This window comes from Streptomyces sp. NPDC048353, from assembly GCF_055587165.1.
In genome coordinates, this window is sequence record NZ_JBVJGU010000004.1 from 762,122 (window position 1) to 781,721 (window position 19,600).

17 protein-coding genes are annotated in these 19,600 nt (G+C 72.6%); 15 read left to right on the forward strand and 2 right to left on the reverse strand.

The genetic code is table 11. The features are described 5' to 3' along the window. Positions 1-182: 182 nt before the first annotated feature. The 8 genes from ACZ6RC_RS18515 (at position 183) to ACZ6RC_RS18550 (ending at position 9,921) form a co-directional block, all read left to right on the forward strand. Positions 183-2,615 carry a collagenase gene (locus ACZ6RC_RS18515; protein WP_469584256.1) on the forward strand — a complete coding sequence of 811 codons (2,433 nt, stop codon included), beginning with the start codon at positions 183-185 and terminating at the stop codon, positions 2,613-2,615. A 168-nt stretch (positions 2,616-2,783) separates the two neighbouring features. Beyond that, positions 2,784-3,917: an NAD(P)/FAD-dependent oxidoreductase gene (locus ACZ6RC_RS18520; protein ID WP_469584259.1), complete on the forward strand. Its 1,134-nt coding sequence runs from the start codon at positions 2,784-2,786 to the stop codon at positions 3,915-3,917. Positions 3,918-3,993: 76 nt separating this feature from the next. Next, positions 3,994-4,365, forward strand: coding sequence for a (2Fe-2S)-binding protein (locus ACZ6RC_RS18525; protein ID WP_469584262.1), 372 nt, complete (start codon positions 3,994-3,996; stop codon positions 4,363-4,365). After that, complete coding sequence (locus tag ACZ6RC_RS18530) at positions 4,346-5,965, forward strand: FAD/NAD(P)-dependent oxidoreductase (RefSeq protein ID WP_469584265.1); 1,620 nt, start codon at positions 4,346-4,348, stop codon at positions 5,963-5,965. The genes ACZ6RC_RS18525 and ACZ6RC_RS18530 overlap by 20 nt, the downstream gene beginning before the upstream one ends. A gap of 201 nt (positions 5,966-6,166) precedes the next feature. Continuing rightward, positions 6,167-7,033: a dihydrodipicolinate synthase family protein gene (locus ACZ6RC_RS18535; RefSeq protein ID WP_469584395.1), complete on the forward strand. Its 867-nt coding sequence runs from the start codon at positions 6,167-6,169 to the stop codon at positions 7,031-7,033. Positions 7,034-7,053: 20 nt separating this feature from the next. After that, positions 7,054-8,058: a proline racemase family protein gene (locus tag ACZ6RC_RS18540; RefSeq protein ID WP_469584268.1), complete on the forward strand. Its 1,005-nt coding sequence runs from the start codon at positions 7,054-7,056 to the stop codon at positions 8,056-8,058. Next, the gene (locus ACZ6RC_RS18545) at positions 8,055-9,164 is read left to right on the forward strand and encodes a proline racemase family protein (protein WP_469584271.1); all 1,110 of its coding nucleotides are present in this window, start codon (positions 8,055-8,057) and stop codon (positions 9,162-9,164) included. Before ACZ6RC_RS18540 ends, ACZ6RC_RS18545 begins: the two co-directional genes overlap by 4 nt. A gap of 46 nt (positions 9,165-9,210) precedes the next feature. Beyond that, complete coding sequence (locus ACZ6RC_RS18550; RefSeq protein ID WP_453616564.1) at positions 9,211-9,921, forward strand: GntR family transcriptional regulator; 711 nt, start codon at positions 9,211-9,213, stop codon at positions 9,919-9,921. A gap of 10 nt (positions 9,922-9,931) precedes the next feature. On the opposite strand, the gene ACZ6RC_RS18555 is transcribed toward ACZ6RC_RS18550, so the two are convergent. Further along, positions 9,932-10,555, reverse strand: coding sequence for a DUF1707 SHOCT-like domain-containing protein (locus ACZ6RC_RS18555; protein WP_469584275.1), 624 nt, complete (start codon positions 10,553-10,555; stop codon positions 9,932-9,934). A gap of 169 nt (positions 10,556-10,724) precedes the next feature. On the opposite strand from ACZ6RC_RS18555, the gene ACZ6RC_RS18560 reads away from it, so the two are divergent. The 5 genes from ACZ6RC_RS18560 to ACZ6RC_RS18580 all read left to right on the forward strand — a co-directional run bounded on the left by ACZ6RC_RS18560 (position 10,725) and on the right by ACZ6RC_RS18580 (position 16,500). Continuing rightward, entirely contained in the window at positions 10,725-12,464 is a 1,740-nt protein-coding gene (locus ACZ6RC_RS18560) for an ABC transporter substrate-binding protein (RefSeq protein ID WP_469584278.1), read from the forward strand. Positions 12,465-12,486: 22 nt separating this feature from the next. After that, positions 12,487-13,449 carry an ABC transporter permease gene (locus ACZ6RC_RS18565; RefSeq protein ID WP_469584281.1) on the forward strand — a complete coding sequence of 321 codons (963 nt, stop codon included), beginning with the start codon at positions 12,487-12,489 and terminating at the stop codon, positions 13,447-13,449. Beyond that, a complete protein-coding gene (locus tag ACZ6RC_RS18570) occupies positions 13,446-14,432 on the forward strand; it encodes an ABC transporter permease (RefSeq protein ID WP_391136698.1) in 987 nt (328 codons plus the stop codon). Before ACZ6RC_RS18565 ends, ACZ6RC_RS18570 begins: the two co-directional genes overlap by 4 nt. Continuing rightward, positions 14,432-15,442: an ABC transporter ATP-binding protein gene (locus ACZ6RC_RS18575; RefSeq protein ID WP_469584285.1), complete on the forward strand. Its 1,011-nt coding sequence runs from the start codon at positions 14,432-14,434 to the stop codon at positions 15,440-15,442. The genes ACZ6RC_RS18570 and ACZ6RC_RS18575 overlap by 1 nt, the downstream gene beginning before the upstream one ends. Before the next feature lie 122 nt (positions 15,443-15,564). Further along, positions 15,565-16,500: an ABC transporter ATP-binding protein gene (locus ACZ6RC_RS18580; protein ID WP_469584399.1), complete on the forward strand. Its 936-nt coding sequence runs from the start codon at positions 15,565-15,567 to the stop codon at positions 16,498-16,500. A gap of 85 nt (positions 16,501-16,585) precedes the next feature. Here ACZ6RC_RS18580 and ACZ6RC_RS18585 read toward each other — a convergent pair whose 3' ends face one another. Then, complete coding sequence (locus tag ACZ6RC_RS18585; protein WP_469584402.1) at positions 16,586-17,737, reverse strand: alginate lyase family protein; 1,152 nt, start codon at positions 17,735-17,737, stop codon at positions 16,586-16,588. A gap of 382 nt (positions 17,738-18,119) precedes the next feature. Here ACZ6RC_RS18585 and ACZ6RC_RS18590 point away from each other — a divergent pair, with 382 nt between their 5' ends. Both ACZ6RC_RS18590 and ACZ6RC_RS18595 read left to right on the forward strand, forming a co-directional pair. After that, the gene (locus ACZ6RC_RS18590; RefSeq protein WP_469584288.1) at positions 18,120-18,593 is read left to right on the forward strand and encodes a hypothetical protein; all 474 of its coding nucleotides are present in this window, start codon (positions 18,120-18,122) and stop codon (positions 18,591-18,593) included. 189 nt (positions 18,594-18,782) lie between these two features. Beyond that, positions 18,783-19,334, forward strand: a complete 552-nt coding sequence (locus tag ACZ6RC_RS18595) for a DinB family protein (RefSeq protein ID WP_469584291.1) — start codon at positions 18,783-18,785, stop codon at positions 19,332-19,334. Positions 19,335-19,600 lie beyond the last annotated feature (266 nt).

Consider the following 19,600-nt stretch of genomic DNA (forward strand, 5'->3'; position numbering starts at 1 on the left):
GGGAAGAAGCGAACTGGTAGGCGCACAGGGCTTGTTAGTGCAATTTCACATTACTATGTTACAGCTCACACCGCGGCACGTTCATCCCCGTCAAACGCCGTACGTACGACGGCGGTTGTGGCCTCCCGCCCCACCGCCTCGCACACCACATCCCCCACCTCCCCTCCCTTCAGGAGTCCTTGGTGTCCCAGCACAGAGCTGCGCGTACGTCCCTCCTCGCCACCGCCGTGGCGGTGACCCTGCTCGCCACCGCGGGCCAGGCGTGGACCCTCTCCACCGACCGCGCCCCGGCCCCCGCCGCCGCCACGACTTCCGCGAGCGCCGTCCCCGCCGCCACGACTCCGGCGAGCGCCGCCCCCGCCGCGGCATCGGGCACGTTCACCTCCGGAGCCCCCGGCGCGAACCCCTTCGACGAGGTCGACCACATCGCCTCGGCGCGGGCGAAGACCCCGACGCCCGCCGACGCCCCCGGCGACCACGCCACCGACGGCCGCGTCCCCGGAGCCGCCACCGGCACGGCCGCGGCGCCGTCACCGCGTACGGAGAAGAGACCGGTCCTCGCCGCGGCCACGGGCCGGACGGCCGCCGGCGTCCCCTGCACCCTCGACGGGATCACCCGCCTCACCCCGGAGCAGTTCGCCGACTTCCTCGGCGACCCCGCCGTCCTCGCCGACGGCTGCCTGCGCGGACTGATCTGGACCTGGGACGCCCGCCTGACCCCGGTCATGTCCGACGCCCACGTCCAGGCCGTCTCCCGCCGGATATCCGCCCTGGCCGCCGCCCACGACGGCCGCAACTCCTCCCATCTGGAGGAGATGTTCACCTACCTGCACGCCGTGGCCTACCACGACCACGGCCGCTCCGAGATCGACATCACCGACGCCCCGACCGTCGACGCCATGCGCCGCGCCATCGCCGACTTCGCCGCCGCAGCCCGCACCTTCGACGTCACCCCCGCCAACGCCCGCACCCTGCGCGAGGCGCTCTACGCGGGCAGCGCCCCCGGGCTGCGGGCCCACCAGACCGGTCTGATCAAGCGGGTCCTGGCCACCATGGACCCGGCCCACCCGGCCACCCACCACGACCCGGCCTGGGCGGGCGCCGCGCTCGCCGCGCTCTCCGTCAACTACCTCGGCGTCTACCCCGGCAATAACGACACCGCCTTCCACGCGGCCGTGACCGCCGACGCCGACTACCGCGCCGTCTTCAAGGCCTTCGCCGGCTACGCCCACCTCAAGGACACCGCCAACGCCTGGGTCGTCCGCGACGCCCTCGGGGAGTACGGCCGCTTCGGCCAGGTCGCCGCACTCCGGGACCGGATCGTCGCCGACCTCGGCGCCCTGCTGCCGACCACCCGGGCCACCTTCGGCGACGGCAGCCAGCCCTGGGCCAAGCTCGTCACCTGGCTCAACTTCTACGAGGCCTGCGGACCGTACGGCGTGTGCAAGGAGGACATCGAGAAGCGGATCTTCCCGAACACGTTCACCTACGACAACGGCGCCATCAAGGTCCGCACCGGCCTGGACCGGGCCACCGTCGACCAGCTCTACTACGCGAGCAAGCAGGTCAAGGCGCAGTTCCACCGCGTCCTGGGCACCGACCGGCCGCTCGCCGGCGACCCCAACACCACCCTCACCATCGTGCTGTACGCCTCCCGCGCCGACTACGAGAACTACCACCCGATCCTCACCGGCTACGACACGAACAACGGCGGCATCTACATCGAGAACAGCGCCACCTTCTACACGTACCAGCGCCGCGTCCCGCAGGACTCCTCGCTCACCCTCGAAGAGCTCTTCCGCCACGAGTACACGCACTACCTCAACGGCCGGTTCGCCGTGCCCGGCTTCTTCGGCGAGGGCCCGTGGTACGAAGGGGACCGGACCACCGCGATGGACGAGGGCACCGCCGAGTTCTTCGACGGAGCCACCCGCGACAACGGCATCGCCGTGCGCAAGTCCCTGGTCAAGAGCATCATCGCCGACACGGCCGGCGGCGGCCCCCGGATGACCGTCGAGCAGATCCTGAACGCCACCTACGAAGGCGACGGCTTCCGCTTCTACAGCTACGCCGGAACCTTCTTCGAGTACCTCTGGACCGAGAAGCCCTCGGCGCTCCGCGAGATGTACACGCACCTGCGCAACAACGACGTCGCCGCCTACGACGCCTGGCGCCACCGGCTCGGTGCCGACACCTACACGCAGCGCGACTACGACCGCTTCCTGAACGCCCAGATCGCCAAGGTCGACGACCTGTTCGTCCCCAACACCGGCTACACGCCGAACGACCGGCTTCGCGACGCGGCTCTCGCCGACGTGAAGGCCTCCTTCACGAGCGCCACGCAGAACACGCCCGTCTGCGTCGAGAACGGCGACCCGAGCAAGCGGCGGTTCACCTGCACCGGCCGGATCACCGCGAACCTGAAGAACTGGCGCAGCGACGACCAGAACTTCAAGGACATGTCCGAGACGGTCGACTACTTCCTGCTGGAGCGGGCGGGCGCGGTCTCCAACAACCTGGCCGACATGAACTGCTCCTTCGGACCGGTGGAGATCTGGAGCAACCGCGTGGCGGGGACGTCCGCTTACGCATGCGAGGGACCGCTGCGCAGCTGAGTCCCGCGTCCGAAGCGGCGCCCGGCCGAAGCCCCCGCTCGGCTCCGGGCCGCCTTCCGCCGCCGAGCCCCGCAGGGGCGCTCCGGGCCGGTCCTCCCCGACCGGTCCGGAACGCCCCGGCCCCTGGGCGTTCTAGTCGCCCCCTGAAGAATGTGACATCTTACTGCCGTGGACGTGATCGTGATCGGTGCCGGCGTCGTCGGCGCCGCCTGTGCGTACTACGCGGCCCGCTCGGGCCTCTCCGTGGCCGTCGTCGACCGCGGCCCCGTCGCGGGCGGCACCACCGGCGCCGGCGAGGGGAACCTCCTCGTCTCCGACAAGGAGGCGGGCCCCGAGCTGGACCTCGCGCTGTTCTCAGCCCGCCTGTGGCGGGACCTCGCCGCCGCGCTGCCGGGGCAGTTCGAGTACGAGCCCAAAGGCGGGCTCGTCGTCACCCCCGACGAGGCGGCCCTCAAGGCGCTCCGCGTCTTCGCGGACGGCCAGCGCGGGGCCGGGGTCGAAGCGGTGGAGGTGCCGGCCGACGCGCTGCACCATCTGGAACCGCACCTCACCCCGGGCCTCGCGGGCGCCTTCCACTACCCGCAGGACGCGCAGGTCCAGCCCGCCCGGGCCGCCGCCCGCCTGCTCGCCGCCTCCGGAGCCGCCCTGCACCTGGGCGAGGAGGTGACCGCGATCCTCCTGAAGGACGGCGCCGTACGCGGTGTCCGCACCGGAGCGGGAACGGAACTCCTCGCCCCCCGGGTGGTGAACGCCGCGGGGACCTGGGGCGGGCGCGTCGCGGAGCTCGCCGGCGTGAGTCTGCCCGTACTCCCGCGCCGCGGCTTCGTCCTGGTGACGGAGCCGCTGCCACGGGTGGTGCGGCACAAGGTGTACGCCGCCGACTACATCGCGGACGTCGCCAGCGGCTCCGCCGCCCTCCAGTCCTCGGCCGTGGTCGAGGGAACGCCCTCCGGGCCGGTGCTGATCGGGGCGACCCGCGAGCGGGTGGGCTTCGACCGCGGTCTGTCGACGGAGGCCCTGCGCCGTCTCGCCACCCAGGCGGCCGAGCTCTTCCCGGTCCTGGCGGACGTGCGCGTCCTGCGCGCCTACCACGGCTTCCGCCCCTACCTGCCGGACCACCTCCCGGCCATCGGTCCCGACCCCCGCGTCCCGGGACTGCTGCACGCCTGCGGCCACGAGGGGGCGGGCATCGGCCTGGCCCCGGCCACGGGACACCTCGTCGCGGCCGCCCTGACGGAGACCCGACCGGCCGTCGACCCGGCGCCCTTCCGCCCCGACCGCTTCCCGGAGACGCCCCGATGACCGGAGCCGGCCGGGGCGCGCCGCCGGCCCCGCCCGCCCGCCCCGCCCGCGCCCGCACCCCGAAGGAGACCGGCCGATGACCGACCCCGCTCCCGATGCCGCCGCGCCCCGGCGCAGCTCCCGGTGGTCCCGGCGGTCACGGTCGCCGCGCGGCCTGGTCGGGGGAGCGCCGGAGGCCACGTACGTCCTCCGGTTCGACGGCCGTGAACTGACCGCCCAGGCGGGCCAGTCCATCGCCGCCGTCCTCTGGAACGCCGGCGTCCTCACCTGGCGCACCACCCGCGAAGGAGCCGCCCCGCGCGGTGTCTTCTGCGGCATCGGCATGTGCCACGACTGCCTCGTCACCGTCAACGACCGCCCGAACCAACGCGCCTGCCTCGTCCCCGCCCGCCCCGGCGACACCGTCACGACCCAGAAGGGAACCGGCCATGCCGAACTCGCGGTCTGAGCCGGGACGCCCCCCGGCGGCCCCGGCGGACGCCGGGCCGACGGGCGGGTCGCGGGCCGACGCCTCCCCGTCCGCGCCTCCGCCGACGCGCACGACGACGTCCGGCATCTCGGCTTCCGCGCCCGGCGGGTCCTTCGCCCGACCTCCCGTCGACGCCTCCGCGCCCCGCCCCTCCACCCTCCCCGCCGCCGACGCCCCCGCCCCCCGCCTCCCCCTCGTCGATCTCGCCGTCGTCGGTGCCGGGCCCGCCGGGATGGCCGCTGCCGTCACCGCCGCCCGGTTCGGGCTGCGCGTGACCGTTCTGGACGCGGGGGAGCGGGTCGGCGGGCAGTACTACCGCCGGCCCGCGCCGGGTCTCGGCGCGGAGCGGCCCGAGGCGTTGCACCACGACTGGGCGGCGTTCGCCGCCCGGGAGGCCGCCTTCCGCGCGCACGAGGCGGCGGGCCGCATCACCTACCTCCCGGCCCACCACGTCTGGACGGTGGTACGGGAAGGGTCCGCGAGGAACGGGTACTGGGCGCTGCGGGCCGTCGCGGGGGCGGACGAGACGGCCGCCGCCGTGCACGCCCGGGCCGTGCTGCTGGCCACCGGGGCCTACGAGCGGCAACTGCCCTTCCCCGGCTGGACCCTTCCCGGAGTGGTCGGGGCCGGCGGAGCGCAGGCCATGCTCAAGAGCGGCCTCGTCCTGCCGGGCCGGCGGGTCGTCGTCGCCGGAAGCGGGCCGCTGCTGCTCGCCGTCGCCGGCTCGCTCGCCGCCGCCGGGGCCCGCGTGCCCGCCGTCGTGGAGGCCGCCGCCTACACCGGTTACGCCGGCCGCGCGCCCGACCTGCTCCGCAACCCCGGCAAGCTCGCCGAGGGCGCCGTGTTCGGCGGCGCCCTGCTCCGCCACGGCATCCGCCTCCTCACCCGGCACGCCGTCGTCGAGGCCCACGGCACCGACCGCGTCGAGGCGGTCACGGTCGCCCGTCTCGACCGGGACTGGCGCCCTCTGCCCGGCACGGCCCGCACGATCCCCTGCGACGCGCTCGCCGTCGGCCACGGGCTCGTCCCCCAGCTGGAGCTGGCCACCGGCCTCGGCTGCGCCACAAGGCCGGGCGCCGACGGGACCGTCGCCCTGGAGGTGGACGCCCGGCAGCGTACGTCCGTCCCCGGCATCTGGTCCGCCGGAGAGACCGGCGGCGTCGGGGGAGCCCGACTGGCCCTCGTCGAGGGCGAGATCGCGGCGCACGCGATCGCCGGTACGTCCGCCCCCGCCGCCCTGCTGCGCCTCCGTCGGCGGCTGCGCGCCTTCGCCGACGCCATGGCCGCCGCCCACCGCCCCGGCTCCGGCTGGCGGGAGTGGCTGCGCGACGACACCGAGGTGTGCCGCTGCGAGGAGGTGCCGGCCTGCCGGATCCGCGAGGCGGTCACCGCACTCGGCGCGCGGGACGCCCGTACCGTCAAACTCCTCACCCGCGCCGGCATGGGCTGGTGCCAGGGACGCATGTGCGGGCCCGCCGTCGCGGACCTCGCCGGAGACGCGCCCGTCGTCGACCGGCGTCCCCTCTCCTGCCCGGTCCCGCTGCGCCACCTCGCCGAACTGCCCTCCGTCGAGGGCTGATTCGCCGTCTCAGGCCCTTGCGGGCCGCCACCCGCCTCCTAGTAAAATGTCACACACCACTCAAGGGAGTTCTTGATGACCCAGGCGCACACCCCCGCGCACCCCTCGACCCCCGACCCCGCCCCCGGCACCACGACCGGACCCGGCCCGCTCGCGGCCCCCGGCGGCCCCGCGCCCCGCAGCCGCCCCTGGCACGGAATCATGGTCGCCACCGCCCTCCCGATGCGCGCGGACCTGTCCATCGACTACGACGCCTACGCCGAGCACGTGGCCTGGCTGATCGCCAACGGCTGCGACGGCGTGGTCCCCAACGGCTCCCTCGGCGAGTACCAGACCCTCACCGACGAGGAACGAGCCCGCGTCGTCCGCACGGCCGTCGACGCGGCCGGCGGAGACGGCGACCGCGTCATGCCCGGCGTCGCCGCCTACGGCAGCGCCGAGGCCCGCCGCTGGGCCGACCAGGCCGCCGAGGCCGGAGCCGGGTCCGTCCTCCTGCTGCCGCCCAACGCCTACCGCGCCGACGAGCCCGCAGTACGCGCCCATTACGCCGAGGTCGCCCGCGCCGGGCTGCCCGTCGTCGCCTACAACAACCCCCTCGACACCAAGGTCGACCTCACCCCACCGCTGCTCGCCCGGCTCCACGCCGAAGGATCCGTCGTCGCCGTCAAGGAGTTCAGCGGAGACGTCCGCCGCGCCTACGAGATCGCCGAACTCGCCCCGGGTCTCGACCTCCTCATCGGAGCCGACGACGTCCTGCTGGAACTCGCCCTCGCCGGCGCGGTCGGCTGGATCGCCGGCTACCCCAACGCGCTGCCGCGCTCCTGCACCACCCTCTACCACGCGGCCGTCGCCGGAGACCTCGCCACCGCGCTCCCGCTCTACAAGTCCCTGCACTCCCTGCTCCGCTGGGACTCCAAGACCGAGTTCGTCCAGGCCATCAAGGTGTCCATGGACCTCGCCGGCCGCACCGGGGGCGCCACCCGCCCGCCCCGCTTCCCCCTCACCGGGGAGACCGAGGCCGCCGTCCGCGCCGCGACCGAGAAGGCCCTCGCCGAGGGGCACCACTAACCGACCCGGAGGGGCCACCCATGCGCACGCGTCACATCTACCACGCCGTCGACTCGCATACCGAGGGCATGCCGACCCGGGTGATCACCGGGGGAGTCGGGGTGATCCCCGGCGCCACCATGGCCGACAAGCGGCTCCACTTCCTCGCGCACATGGACGCCGTCCGGACCCTGCTCATGTACGAGCCGCGCGGCCACTCCGCCATGAGCGGCGCCGTCCTCCAGCCGCCCACCCGGCCCGACGCCGACTTCGGCGTGCTCTACATCGAGGTCTCCGGGCTCCTCCCCATGTGCGGGCACGGCACCATCGGGGTGGCCACCGTCCTGGTGGAGACCGGCATGGTGCCCGTCGTCGAGCCGGTCACCACCGTCCGGCTCGACACCCCCGCCGGACTCGTGAGCGTCGACGTCCGCGTCGAGGACGGGGCGGCCACCGCCGTCACCCTCACCAACGTCCCCGCCTTCTGCGCCGGACTCGACCTGAAGGCGGACGTCCCCGGATACGGCACGGTCACCTACGACCTCGCCTACGGCGGCAACTTCTACGCCTTCGTCGAACTCGACGCGCTCGGGCTGCCCTTCGACCGCGCCCGCAAGGACGACCTGCTCGCCGCTGGCCTCGCCGTCATAAACGCCGTCAACGCCTCGGCCGACCGGCCCGTCCACCCCGAGAACCCGTCGATCGCCGGCGTCAAACACGTCTACCTCGCCGCCCCCGGCTCCGACGCCCGCCACTCGCGGCACGCCATGGCGATCCACCCCGGCTGGTTCGACCGCTCGCCCTGCGGCACGGGCACCAGCGCCCGCATGGCGCAGCTGCACGCCCGCGGCCTGCTGGACCTCGACACCGACTTCGTCAACGAGTCCTTCATCGGCACGCGGTTCACCGGCCGGCTGGTCGAGCGGACCACCGTCGGCGGCCTCCCCGCCGTCGTGCCGACGGTCACCGGGCGGGCCTGGCTCACCGGCACCGCCCAGTACTTCCTCGACCCGACCGACCCCTTCCCCGGAGGCTTCCTCCTGTGAGACCCGCGACGCCTCCCCTCCGCGCGAGCCGGGCGCCCTCCGCGGCGACCGGCGTCCGCACGGTCGACTACCACACCGCGGGCGACCCCTTCCGGATCGTCGACGGCGCCCGGAGCGGTCTGCCTCCCGTGCCGGGCGACACCGTCGCCGAACGCTGCGCCACCGCCGTCGGACCCGGCGGCTCCGGCACGTCGCCCCGCCCGGGCCCGCTGGACGACGTGCGGCGACTGCTCGTGCGCGAACCCCGCGGCCACCCCGGGATGTTCGGCGGCTTCGTCGTCCCACCGGACGACGACGGGGCCCACCTCGGCGCGCTGTTCTGGCACAAGGACGGCTACGCCACCGCCTGCGGTCACGGCGCGATGGCGCTCGGCGCGTGGGCCGTGGACACGGGCCGGGTTGCCGCCCCGGACGACGGAGACGCGCGGGTACGGATCGACACGCCCGCGGGGCGGGTGGCCACCACCGTGCACCGCACCCGCGGCCGCACCACCGGGGTCACCCTCCGCACCGCACCGGCGCGGGTGACCGCCCGCAAGGTGCCGGTGGCCACCACCCTCGGCCTCGCGGAGGCGGACCTCGCCCACGCCGGAGCCTGCTACGCCGCCGTACGCGCGCGGGACCTGGGCCTCGGGGTCTCCCCGGACGCGCTGCCCGGGCTGGTCCGCGCCGGCCGGGAGATACGGGCCGCGCTGGCGACCCATCCGGGAACCTGGCACCCCGGCGGGCCGCTGCTCTCGGGCCTGTACGGCGTCATCCTCTACGAGGAGCTGCCGGACACCCCCTTCGGGCCGCGTCAGCGCAGTGTCACCCTGCTCTCCGGCGGACAGGTCACCCGCTCGCCCTGCGCCACCGGGACCTCGGCCCGGCTGGCCCTGCTGGCGGAGGAGGGACGACTCGGCCCCGGAGACGACCTGGTGCACGAGTCGGTGAGCGGCACGGTCTTCACCGGGCGGGCCGTGGCCGCCTCCGGAGACCTCGTCACGGAGGTCACCGGCGCGGCCCACCGCACCGGTGAGCACCTCTTCGTCCGCGACCCGGGAGACGCCCTCGGTCCCGGTCTCGCGTCGTGGAGAGGAGGCTCAACACCGGTGCCGGATGCGTAACGTGACATTGTACGCTGTTCCTCTGCGAGGCTCGGAGGAAAAAGCAATGGGTGACCTGAAGCAGCACAGTCTCATCAAGGCCCAGGAACGGCTGCGCGACCAGGTCGGCCACGCCCTTCGCGCCGCGCTCATAGCGGGAGAACTGCGCCCCGGCCGCGTCTACTCCGCGCCCGGTCTCGCCGGCGAACTCGGCGTCTCGGCCACGCCGGTGCGCGAGGCGATGCTCGACCTCGCCCGCGAGGGCCTGGTCGAGCCCGTCCGCAACAAGGGCTTCCGGATCACCGAGGTCAGCGAACGCGATCTGGACCAGTACACGGAACTGCGCACGATGATCGAGGTGCCCACCATCGGCCGGGTCACGAAGATCGCCGACGCCGCGCAACTGGAGGCGCTGCGCCCCATCGCGGAGGAGATCGTCACCAGCGCCCGCGAGCACGACCTCATCGGTTATCTGGAGGCGGACCGCCGCTTCCACCTCTCTCTGCTGGCCCTCGCGGGCAACGACCGTCTGGTCGAGACCGTCGGCGACCTGCGCAAGCGCTCCCGCCTCTACGGCCTGACCGGCCTGGACGAGGCCGGCAAGCTCGTCTCCTCGGCGGAGGAGCACCTCGAACTCCTCGACCTGATGCTCAGCGGCGACGCGGAGGCCGCGGAAGCCTGCATGCTCCGCCACCTCGGCCACGTCCGTTCCCTGTGGGCCCAGGGCCGCGACGAACCGGTGGGCCGCCCCCAGGGCGGCCTCGGCGCGGGGCTCTAGGCTCCGTTCGTCACTCCCTGCCCCGCGCCGGGTTGCCGTGCAGCTTGCGCCGCTCCCGGTGGTTGGGGTGGCGGATGACCACTCCTCCCGCGCCGCCGGTTCCGGTGAGCCGGATCAGCGGAGTGCCGGGGAGCCGGTCGGGCGTGGTGGTGTCCGTGAGGCCGCCGACGCCGGGGTCCATGCCGCCGGTGTCGGCGGCCCAGGAGTCGGGGATGACGATCGTGACGCCGGACGTCTCCCCGTACGCCTCCACCGCGACCTCGGTGAGACGGCACTCCACGCGGGTGAAGTCCAGCGTCACACCCCCCACTCCTCCGTGAGCGGTCACGTGCCCGGGAACGTCCCACCGCCCGGGGCCCCGGGACGCGCCGAACACGCCGCCCTTGAGCACCAGCGGCAGTGGGCTCGCCGAGGAGTCGGAGCTCGGCAAGTCGGCTGTCAGGGCGTCCAGTTCGGCGTGCGTCCTGGACGTCAGCGCCCGCTCCACGCGCGCGTCCAGCTCGCCGAGGTCGATGCGCCCCTCGGCCGCCGCATCGCGCAACCGCTCCACCACCGCGTCCCGTTCGTCGTGCGAGGCGCGCAACTCACCTGACGGGGCAGGGCGCGAAGAGGGATCCGGGAGCTGGGCAGTCATGGCGGCAAGGATAGGCGGCCGAAGGAAGTGCCGCACGTGTCAACTCCCCGCTTGCGCGCCGTACTTCGACACGGCTGGATAACGGTCGCACCGAAGGGTTGTCAGTACAATTTCACATTACTATGTTACCGGTCACATCCCAGAGCACGGCCCTTCCCTGGAGTGACCCATGACCAAGCGCACCCCACTCGCCCTCGCCACCGCACTGGTGGTCGCTCTCGCACTCGGCGCCGCGGGCTGCTCCGACCCCCAGAAGGGCTCCGGCGGACGCGGCGCCAACCCCGCCGCCGGCAACGACGGGAAGGTCCTCGGCGGCACACCGGCCAGGGGCGGCACCCTCACGGTCCTCTCGAACCAGGACTTCGCCCACCTCGACCCCGCCCGCAACTGGGTCATGCCGACCATGGACTTCGGCACCCGGCTCCTCTACCGCACCCTCGTCACCTTCAAGGCCGCGCCCGGCAAGGCCGGCTCCGAACTGGTCCCCGACCTCGCCACCGACCTCGGCACCCCCTCCAACGGCGGCCGCACCTGGACCTTCACCCTCAAGGAGGGCGTGAAGTACGAGGACGGATCGCCCGTGAGGGCCCAGGACATCAAGTACAACGTCGAGCGCTCCTTCGCCCCCGACCTCACCGGCGGACCCGACTACGCCGCCCAGTACCTCGCCCGGACCGACGGCTACAAAGGCCCCCTCCAGGGCAAGCACCTCGACTCCGTGAAGACGCCCGACGACCGCACCCTGATCTTCGAACTCAAGCGCCCCGTAGCCGAGTTCTCGGCCACCGCCACCCTCCCCACCTTCGCGCCCGTCCCGCCCGCCCGGGAGAAGGGCACGCAGTATGACGCCCGGCCCTTCTCCTCGGGCCCGTACAAGATCGAGTCGTACGACCGCGACAAGAAGCTCGTCCTCGTCCGCAACACGCACTGGGACGCCACCACCGACCCCGTCAGAAGGGCGTACCCCGACAGGTTCGTGGTCGTCATGGGTCTCAAGGGCGGCCAGATCGACGACCGGATCATCGCCGGCGAGGGAGCCGACGCCTCCGCCGTCCAGTACAGCGACATGCGACCCGAGAGCGCCCCCAAGGTGCTGCCCCGGCCGGGAGTCAAGGCACGCCTCCTCGCCGAGTCCCAGGGCTGCACCGAGATGCTCCACCTGAACAACTCCCGCGCCCCCTTCGACGACCCCCGGGTCCGCGAGGCCATGCAGTACGCCCTCGACAAGGAAGCCGTCATCACCGCCGGCGGCGGCCCGGCCCTCAACGAGGTCGCCACCGCCTACCTGCCCCCCGCCCTCACCGGCGGCAAGCAGGCCGACACCCTGAAGATCGCCCCCGCCGGCGACCCCGCCAAGGCCCGGGAACTCCTCAAGGCCGCGGGCAAGCCGACCCTGAAGGTCTCACTCGCCGTCTCCACCGGCGACAAGGGCAAGGCCGAAGCCGTCCAGCAGGGCCTCGCCCGCGCCGGCGTCCAGGTCGTCATCGACACCATCGACCCCGGCGCCTACTACGACGTCATCGGCGACCTCTCCACCACCCCCGACATGACCCTCGCCGGCTGGTGCCCCGACTACCCCTCCGGCGCCACCTGGATCCCCTTCGTCTTCGACGGACGCACCATCAAGGACAAGGGCAACCAGGGCAACTACAGCCAGTTCCGCGACGCGGCCACCAGCAAGCGGATCGACGAGATCAACGCCATGACCGACGCCGGTCAGGCCCGTCAGGCCTGGATCGACCTCGACGCCGCCCTCATGCGGAAGTCCCCGTCCATCCCCGTCCTCCTGGAGCGCAAGCCGCTGCTCGTCGGACCCAACATCGCGGGCGCGTTCGGCCACCCCGTCTGGACCGGCACCATCGACTACGCCACCGTCGGCCTCAAGGACCCCGCGAAGAGCCAGGGCTGAGCAGGGACTGGCAGACCACGCCATGACCGCCACCCAGCCCCCGCCCGCCGCACCCGCGGCGGAGCCCGGGACGACGAGCCTCCCCCCGGGCAGCAGCCCCTGGCAGCTCGCCCGGCGCGCACTGCGCCGCAGACCCGCCGTCCGCGTCAGCCTCTGCGTCGTCCTCCTCTTCGTCCTCATGGCCCTCACCGCGCCCTGGCTCTCCGCGCTCGGCGGCTGGTCCCCCGAGGAGTACGACAAGACCGCCGTCGACCCCTACCTCGGCGGCCTCCCGCTCGGCCCCCTCGGCGGGATCAGCACCGACCACTGGCTCGGCGTCGAACCCGTCACCGGCCGCGACCTGTTCGCCCGTGTCGTGCACGGCGCACAGGTCTCCCTCCTCATCGCCTTCGCCGCCACCGCGATCGTCGTGCTCGCCGGCACCGCCGCCGGGATCGCCGCCGGCTACTTCGGCGGCCGCACCGACGCGGTCCTCTCCCGGCTGATGGACCTCACCATGTCCTTCCCCTCGCTCATCTTCATGATCGCGATGCTCTCGGTCGCCAAGGACGTCAACCGCATCGTCCTCATGACCACCGTCATCGGCCTCTTCGGCTGGCCCGGCATCGCCCGGGTGGTCCGCGGCCAGACCCTCTCCCTGCGACACCGGGAGTACGTCGACGCCGCGCGCGTCAGCGGCGCCGGCCCCTGGCGGATCCTGACCCGCGACATCCTGCCGGGCGTCTCCGGCCCGGTCATCGCGTACACCACCCTGCTGATCCCCGGCATGATCAGCACCGAGGCCGCCCTCAGCTACCTCGGCGTGGGCGTCCGCCCACCGACACCCTCCTGGGGCCAGATGATCGCCGAGTCGGTCGCCTTCTACGAGACCGACCCCCTGTACTTCCTCATCCCGAGCACCTTCCTCTTCCTCGCCGTGCTCGCCTTCACCCTCCTCGGAGACGCCCTCCGCGACATCCTCGACCCGAGGGGCGGCCGCACGTGATCCTCTACCTCCTGCGCCGGCTGCTCGCCCTCACGGGCGTCCTCCTCGCCATCGCCGCCGTCACCTTCGTGATCTTCTACGTCCTGCCCTCCGACCCGGCCGCGGCCGCCTGCGGCAAGACGTGCAGCGCCGAGCGCCTGGCCGACGTACGGACGTATCTGGGCCTGGACCAGCCGGTGTGGCGCCAGTTCCTCGACTTCCTGACCGGCATCTTCACCGGCCGCACCCTGGGCAGCGGGCCCTACGCCGTCCCCTGCGACTTCCCCTGCCTGGGCTACTCCTACGAGAACTCCCTGCCCGTATGGGACCTGCTGATGGACCGCCTGCCGGTCTCCGCCTCGCTCGCCGTCGGCGCCGCCGTGCTGTGGCTCGCCCTCGGCCTCGGCGCCGGAGTCACCGCGGCCCTGCGCAAGGACACCGTCACCGACAAGGTGCTCATGGTCGGCGCCGTCGCCGCGGCCTCCCTGCCGGTCTACTTCACCTCGGTCCTGCTCATCTACGGACTGATCCGCGTGGCGGGCCTGCTGCCCTACCCCACCTACCAGGCGTTCAGCGCCGACCCGCTCGCCTGGGCCGGCAACCTGCTGCTGCCCTGGACCGCGCTCGCCCTGCTGTACGCCGCCATGTACGCCCGCCAGAGCCGCGGCTCCATGATCGAGGCGATGGCGGAGCCGTACATCCGCACCGCCCGCGCCAAAGGCCTGCCCGAACGGACCGTCGTCGTCAAGCACGGCCTGCGCTCCGGCATGACACCGATCCTGACCCTCTTCGGCATGGACCTCGGCGGGCTGCTCGCCGGCGCCGTCATCACCGAGTCCATCTTCGGACTCCCCGGCATCGGGAGGTTGTTCTACGGCGCGCTGGTCAGCTCCGACCAGCCGGTCGTCCTCGGCGTCACCCTCCTCGCCGCCTTCTTCATCGTCGTCGCGAACCTCGCGGTCGACCTCCTGTACGCCGTCGTCGACCCGAGGGTGAGGTACTGATGGCCGCACCACACCACGAGCCCGCTCTGCTCCGCGTACGAGACCTGGGCGTCACCTTCACCACCCCGCGCGGCATCGTACGGGCCGTCGACTCGCTCGGCTTCACCGTCGAGGCCGGGCGCACCCTCGGCATCGTCGGGGAGTCGGGCTCCGGGAAGTCGGTCACCTCCCTCGCCGTCATGGGCCTGCACCGGGGCGCCGAGGTCACCGGCTCCATCACCCTCGACGGACGCGAACTCACCGGCCTGCCGGAGAGGGAACTCTCACGGCTGCGCGGCCGGAAGATGGCCATGATCTTCCAGGATCCCCTCTCCAGCCTCCACCCCTACTACACCGTCGGCGAACAGATCGCCGAACACCACCGGGTCCATTTCCGTACCGGCCGGGGCGCCGCGCGCCGGCGGGCCGTCGAGATGCTGGGCGAGGTCGGCATCCCGGAACCGTCCCGCAGGGCGGGGGAGTACCCGCACCAGTTCTCCGGCGGCATGCGCCAGCGCGCGATGATCGCCATGGCGCTGGCCTGCGAACCCGAGCTGCTGATCGCCGACGAACCCACCACCGCCCTGGACGTGACCGTGCAGGCGCAGATCCTGGAACTCATCGCCCGCCTCCAGCAGGAGCGCGGCCTCGGCGTCGTCATGATCACCCACGACCTCGGAGTGGTCGCCCGCGTCGCCCACGAGGTGCTGGTGTTGTACGGCGGACGAGCCGCCGAACAGGCCGCCGTCGACGCCCTGTTCGCCACTCCCGCCCACCCCTACACCCGGGGCCTGCTCGACTCGCTGCCCCGGCTCGACGATGCCGACGACGAGCCCCTGCGGGCCATCCCCGGCGCCCCGCCCTCCCTCCTCGCCCCCGCCACGGGCTGCGCCTTCGCCCCCCGCTGCCCGAAGGCCGCCGCGCCCTGCGGGGACCTGCGACCGTCGTGGGAGACGTACGGGGAACAGCCCGGCCGGCACGTGGCCTGCCACTTCGCCGGCGACCGTACACACCCGGAGGTGGTCCGATGACCCCCCTGACCCCGGTGAACCGGCCCGTCCGGGGCCCCGGTCCCGCCACCGGCACGGATCCGGCCACCGACCGAGGCGCGGCCGGTGGCGGCGACACGCTGCTGTCCGTACGCGACCTCACCATGACGTTCCCCGGCCGGCGGTCGGCGACCGGGCGCCCGGGGGCGCCCGTGCGCGCGGTCGACGGGGTCTCCTTCGACCTCGCGGCGGGGGAGACCCTCGGCCTGGTCGGGGAGTCGGGCTGCGGCAAATCCACCACGGGCCGGATGCTGGTCCGGCTGCTCCAACCCACCGCGGGCGGCGTCACGTTCGAGGGGCGGGACATCAGCCGGCTCTCCGCGCGGGCACTGCGTCCGCTGCGCGGCCGCCTCCAGATGGTGTTCCAGGACCCGCACTCCTCCCTCAACCCCCGCCAGACGGTGGCCCGGATCATCTCCGACCCCCTGCTGGTGCAGGGCAGGCCCGCGCGGGACGCCCGCCGCAGGGCGGCCGAGCTGATGGAGCTGGTCGGGCTGCTCCCCGAGCACATCGACCGCTATCCGCACGAGTTCTCCGGCGGTCAGGCCCAGCGCATCGGCATCGCCCGCTCGCTCGCGACCGGCCCCCGGCTGATCGTGGCGGACGAACCGGTCTCCGCCCTCGACGTCTCCGTCCAGGCCCAGATCGTCAACCTGCTGGAGCGGCTGCGCGCCGAACTGGGGCTCGCGTACGTCTTCATTGCGCACGACCTGTCCGTCGTCAAGCGGGTGAGCGACCGGGTCGCCGTGATGTACCTCGGCCGGATCGTCGAGATCGGGGAGAAGCGCGCCCTGTACGCGGACCCGCAGCACCCCTACACCCGGGCGCTGTTGTCGGCCGTACCGCTGCCCGACCCGGCCGCCGAGCGGCGGCGGGAGCGGATCGTGCTGCTCGGGGACCCGCCGAGTCCGGCCGCCCCGCCGCCGGGCTGCGCCTTCCATCCGCGCTGCCCGAAGGCGGCGGAGATCTGCCGGACGGAGCGGCCGGTCCTGCGGATCGCCGCCTCCCGCGAGGTGGCCTGTCACTTCCCGGGCGACTGACGGGGACCCCGGGAGGGCCGAGGGGCCCCGGAGCCGGACGCGTCGGCTCCGGGGCACCCGGCGCGGACTCCTCAGGGCGGACTCCTCAGCGCGGGTTCCCCGCGTGGGTCAGGGTCTCCCACGCCACGAAGAGGTTGTCGGTGCCGGCCGGACGCTTGCGCTCGGTCAGCGTCCCGGTGTTGGTCATGGCGTACCCCATCCGGCCGCTCAGCGCGTTGTACCCGACTTCGGTGACGGGACCGAGGTGGTCCTTGAGGGTGCCGCCGCACAGCGACCCGGGGACGGGCTCGCCGAGCTCGTACTTCGCGTGCAGGCCCAGCGCGTGCCGCAGCCGGTCGGCGATCTCGGGGTAGAGGTCCTGGCCCTGGATGCGGCTGGTCTCGGCGATGTGGGGGATGGCGGAGAGGCCGTAACCGGTGTGGGTGAGATCCCGGCAGGTCTCCTGGCTCAACCCGTCGACGAAGGTGGTCTGCCCCTGCCAGTAGCGGACGATCTCGTCCCGGGTGTCCAGGCCGCTGCCCGGCGCGGTCCTCGGCAGAGCGCCGTCGCTCCGGAGGTAGAGGTAGGCCGGCACCCGGCCGCGGAACTTCGACACGGCCTTGTCGTAGGCGGTGCGGTCCTCCAGGAAGACGGCGATGCCGATCGCGGCCTCGGTCATGCTGAGCTCCCAGTTGCCGTTGGAGTGGGAGCCGCCCGCCACCTCCGGCAGGTACACGGTGCGCAGCATGGTCTCGAATCGCTCGACCCGGTCGGGAGCCCAGGCCGTGGAGGTGTAACGGATGATCTCGGCGGCCCGCGGCCAGGTGGACCCGGCCCAGCCGGTCTGCAGCGGGGCGTTGGAGTTGGTGTGATCCCGGATGGTGCCGGACCAGGCGTCCATGATCTCGATCGCCTTCCGGGCGTACCGCTCGTCCCGGGTGACGTACCAGGCGAGGGAGAGCGTGTACGCGGCGAGGGCGTCCTGACGCTCGTCGGTGCAGCCGTGGTTGGGGTTGGAGTACGAGCCGCACTCGACGACGGCCCTCGGCTTCGGCACCCGCGTCAGCGAGGCGTACGCGCTGCCCATCATCCGGTCGAACGCGCCCTTCCACGGCTGGGCACCGGCCTGGACCTGTGCCCGCGTGAAGTCCAACTGCCCCCGGGAGACGAGCACTCCGGGATGGACGAACGTCACGGGCGCGGCCTCGGCGCGACCGGAGGGGCCGCCGCCGAGGGTGACGAGCAGGGCCAGGAGCAGCGCGGGCACGGCTATGAGGGAGGCTCGGCGGCGGAGGAGGTGTGGGGGGTGCTGAGAGAGAAGCACAGAAGCTCCTTCTTCACATGTATGAACACTGGGTGTGTCGCTGACCCGGAACTTAGAGGTCTGGACCAGTGTCGTCAACGTCTCGCGCCGGTCGTTCACGTACGTGGCCGGGTGGGGGTGCGGGTGCTGGGTGGCCTCCGTTCGGTGGCCCTCGATCCCGGCCGCTGCGCCACGGTCCGCACGGACCGCAGGAAGAGGCGGACGGGAGCGAAGAAGCGGGCACGGCCAGTGCCGCGAGCGGTCGGCCGCTGGAGGACCGCACCAAGGTCGAGCTGTACCTAGAATGGGGGCTTTCGTCGGGTTAGCAGGGGTGGCCGTGGAAATCACCGTTCAGTGGATACGTACATCTTGGACGAAGCAGTCCCGAGGCGGAGAGGCTGCCGCCCGCAGGAACGCGGCTCCGGTCGGCTTCCCGGTCCCAGCTTTGCCGCCCCGGTTCGCGCACGTGGTCCGCATGCGTGAGGGAGACGGCTTCGCGCCCTGTGGCGTGCAGGAAGACCTGCGCAAGGTCGATGTCCAGCTGCGTGAAGCCGACGGCCGGCTGAGGGTGCAACCCCGAGTGCAGCCCTTGTTTGGCATACCCCCGCGGCCGCGACGGCCTCCGGCTGTTCGCCTGGCACCCGGACAGTGGGTCCGCTGGCAGCTCAACTACCGTTTCAGCAGCGCGGCAGGGGTACGGGACTGGTCGTACTGGATGGACACCTTCAACATCGCCTACGGCCCCGTGGACGCCGATGTGTTCCTGTCGGAGCCCACCGTGTACGTGGACGAGCGGGGACCGCTCCGGTAACTCCACCCTCGGTTGCGACTTTCGGGCCTACCTCGGCGCTAACCCTAAGACGTAGTCTCACGTGGCAAGTTCCTCGGCTCTTGTGGCAGCTCAGTGCACTGGCCATGGCCAGACTTCGGCTCTTCCGGTCGTTGCAGTCCACCCACGGGATCTTGAGGCCGCGAGTAGCCCATGACAGGCTCATGCCGCATGATCGATGAATTCGCGAAGGACAACCTGCACGGGAGACTGCGGCGGGACCGCGAGGCGCTGCTTTGGAAGCTCGACGGCTTGTCCGAATACGACGCCCGCCGACCATTGACAGTGACCGGGAGCAACCTCCTCGGCCTGGTCAAACACGTGGCCAGCGTCGAGGCCAGGTACTTTGGCGAGGTCTTCGACCACCCTTTCCCGGAACCGCTGCCCCGGTGGCAGGACCACGACGGCAGCGATCTGTGGGCGGCTGAGGGCGAGACGCGCGATCAGATCGTCGAGTTCTACCGGCGCACATGGGAACACTCGGACGCGACGATCAACGAGCTTCCCCTCGATGCCCCCGGCCACGTGCCCTGGTGGCCGGATCCCTATTCCAACACGAATTTGTTCGCCGTCATGGTCCACGTCCTCGGCGAGACCAACCGGCATGCCGGGCACGCCGACATCCTGCGCGAAGGCCTCGACGGCCGAACCGGGATGCGCCCCGAACATGAGATGCAGATTGATGAGGAAGCCCGCACCGCCTACTACGCGAAGATCGAGTAGGCCGCTAGATCGGCCGCATCGGCCAGAGCATACGACGTGGTCGGCTATTGAAGATCGGGGACAGGGTTGTGTGGTTGGAGGATCCGAGGTACTGACAGGTAGCGGGGTTCGGCCGCTGGTGAACGCCGATCCTCCGGCAGGACTCTGCACATATCCTCCGGGCATGGTTGATCACCGCTCGGTCGACGTGGGAGGCGTCCGGCTGGCCTATCAGGTGTCGGGTCCGCTGGACGCTGCCCCGCTCGTTCTGTTGCATGCGTTGGGCG

Coding starts and splice junctions, on each gene's coding strand:
- ACZ6RC_RS18540 (WP_469584268.1), top strand. CDS start 7,054: ATGCGCACGCGTCACATCTACCACGCCGTCGACTCGCATACCGAGGGC.
- ACZ6RC_RS18525 (WP_469584262.1), top strand. CDS start 3,994: ATGACCGACCCCGCTCCCGATGCCGCCGCGCCCCGGCGCAGCTCCCGG.
- ACZ6RC_RS18575 (WP_469584285.1), top strand. CDS start 14,432: ATGGCCGCACCACACCACGAGCCCGCTCTGCTCCGCGTACGAGACCTG.
- ACZ6RC_RS18555 (WP_469584275.1), bottom strand. CDS start 10,555: ATGACTGCCCAGCTCCCGGATCCCTCTTCGCGCCCTGCCCCGTCAGGT.
- ACZ6RC_RS18560 (WP_469584278.1), top strand. CDS start 10,725: ATGACCAAGCGCACCCCACTCGCCCTCGCCACCGCACTGGTGGTCGCT.
- ACZ6RC_RS18530 (WP_469584265.1), top strand. CDS start 4,346: ATGCCGAACTCGCGGTCTGAGCCGGGACGCCCCCCGGCGGCCCCGGCG.
- ACZ6RC_RS18550 (WP_453616564.1), top strand. CDS start 9,211: ATGGGTGACCTGAAGCAGCACAGTCTCATCAAGGCCCAGGAACGGCTG.
- ACZ6RC_RS18580 (WP_469584399.1), top strand. CDS start 15,565: ATGACGTTCCCCGGCCGGCGGTCGGCGACCGGGCGCCCGGGGGCGCCC.
- ACZ6RC_RS18595 (WP_469584291.1), top strand. CDS start 18,783: ATGATCGATGAATTCGCGAAGGACAACCTGCACGGGAGACTGCGGCGG.
- ACZ6RC_RS18565 (WP_469584281.1), top strand. CDS start 12,487: ATGACCGCCACCCAGCCCCCGCCCGCCGCACCCGCGGCGGAGCCCGGG.
- ACZ6RC_RS18535 (WP_469584395.1), top strand. CDS start 6,167: ATGGTCGCCACCGCCCTCCCGATGCGCGCGGACCTGTCCATCGACTAC.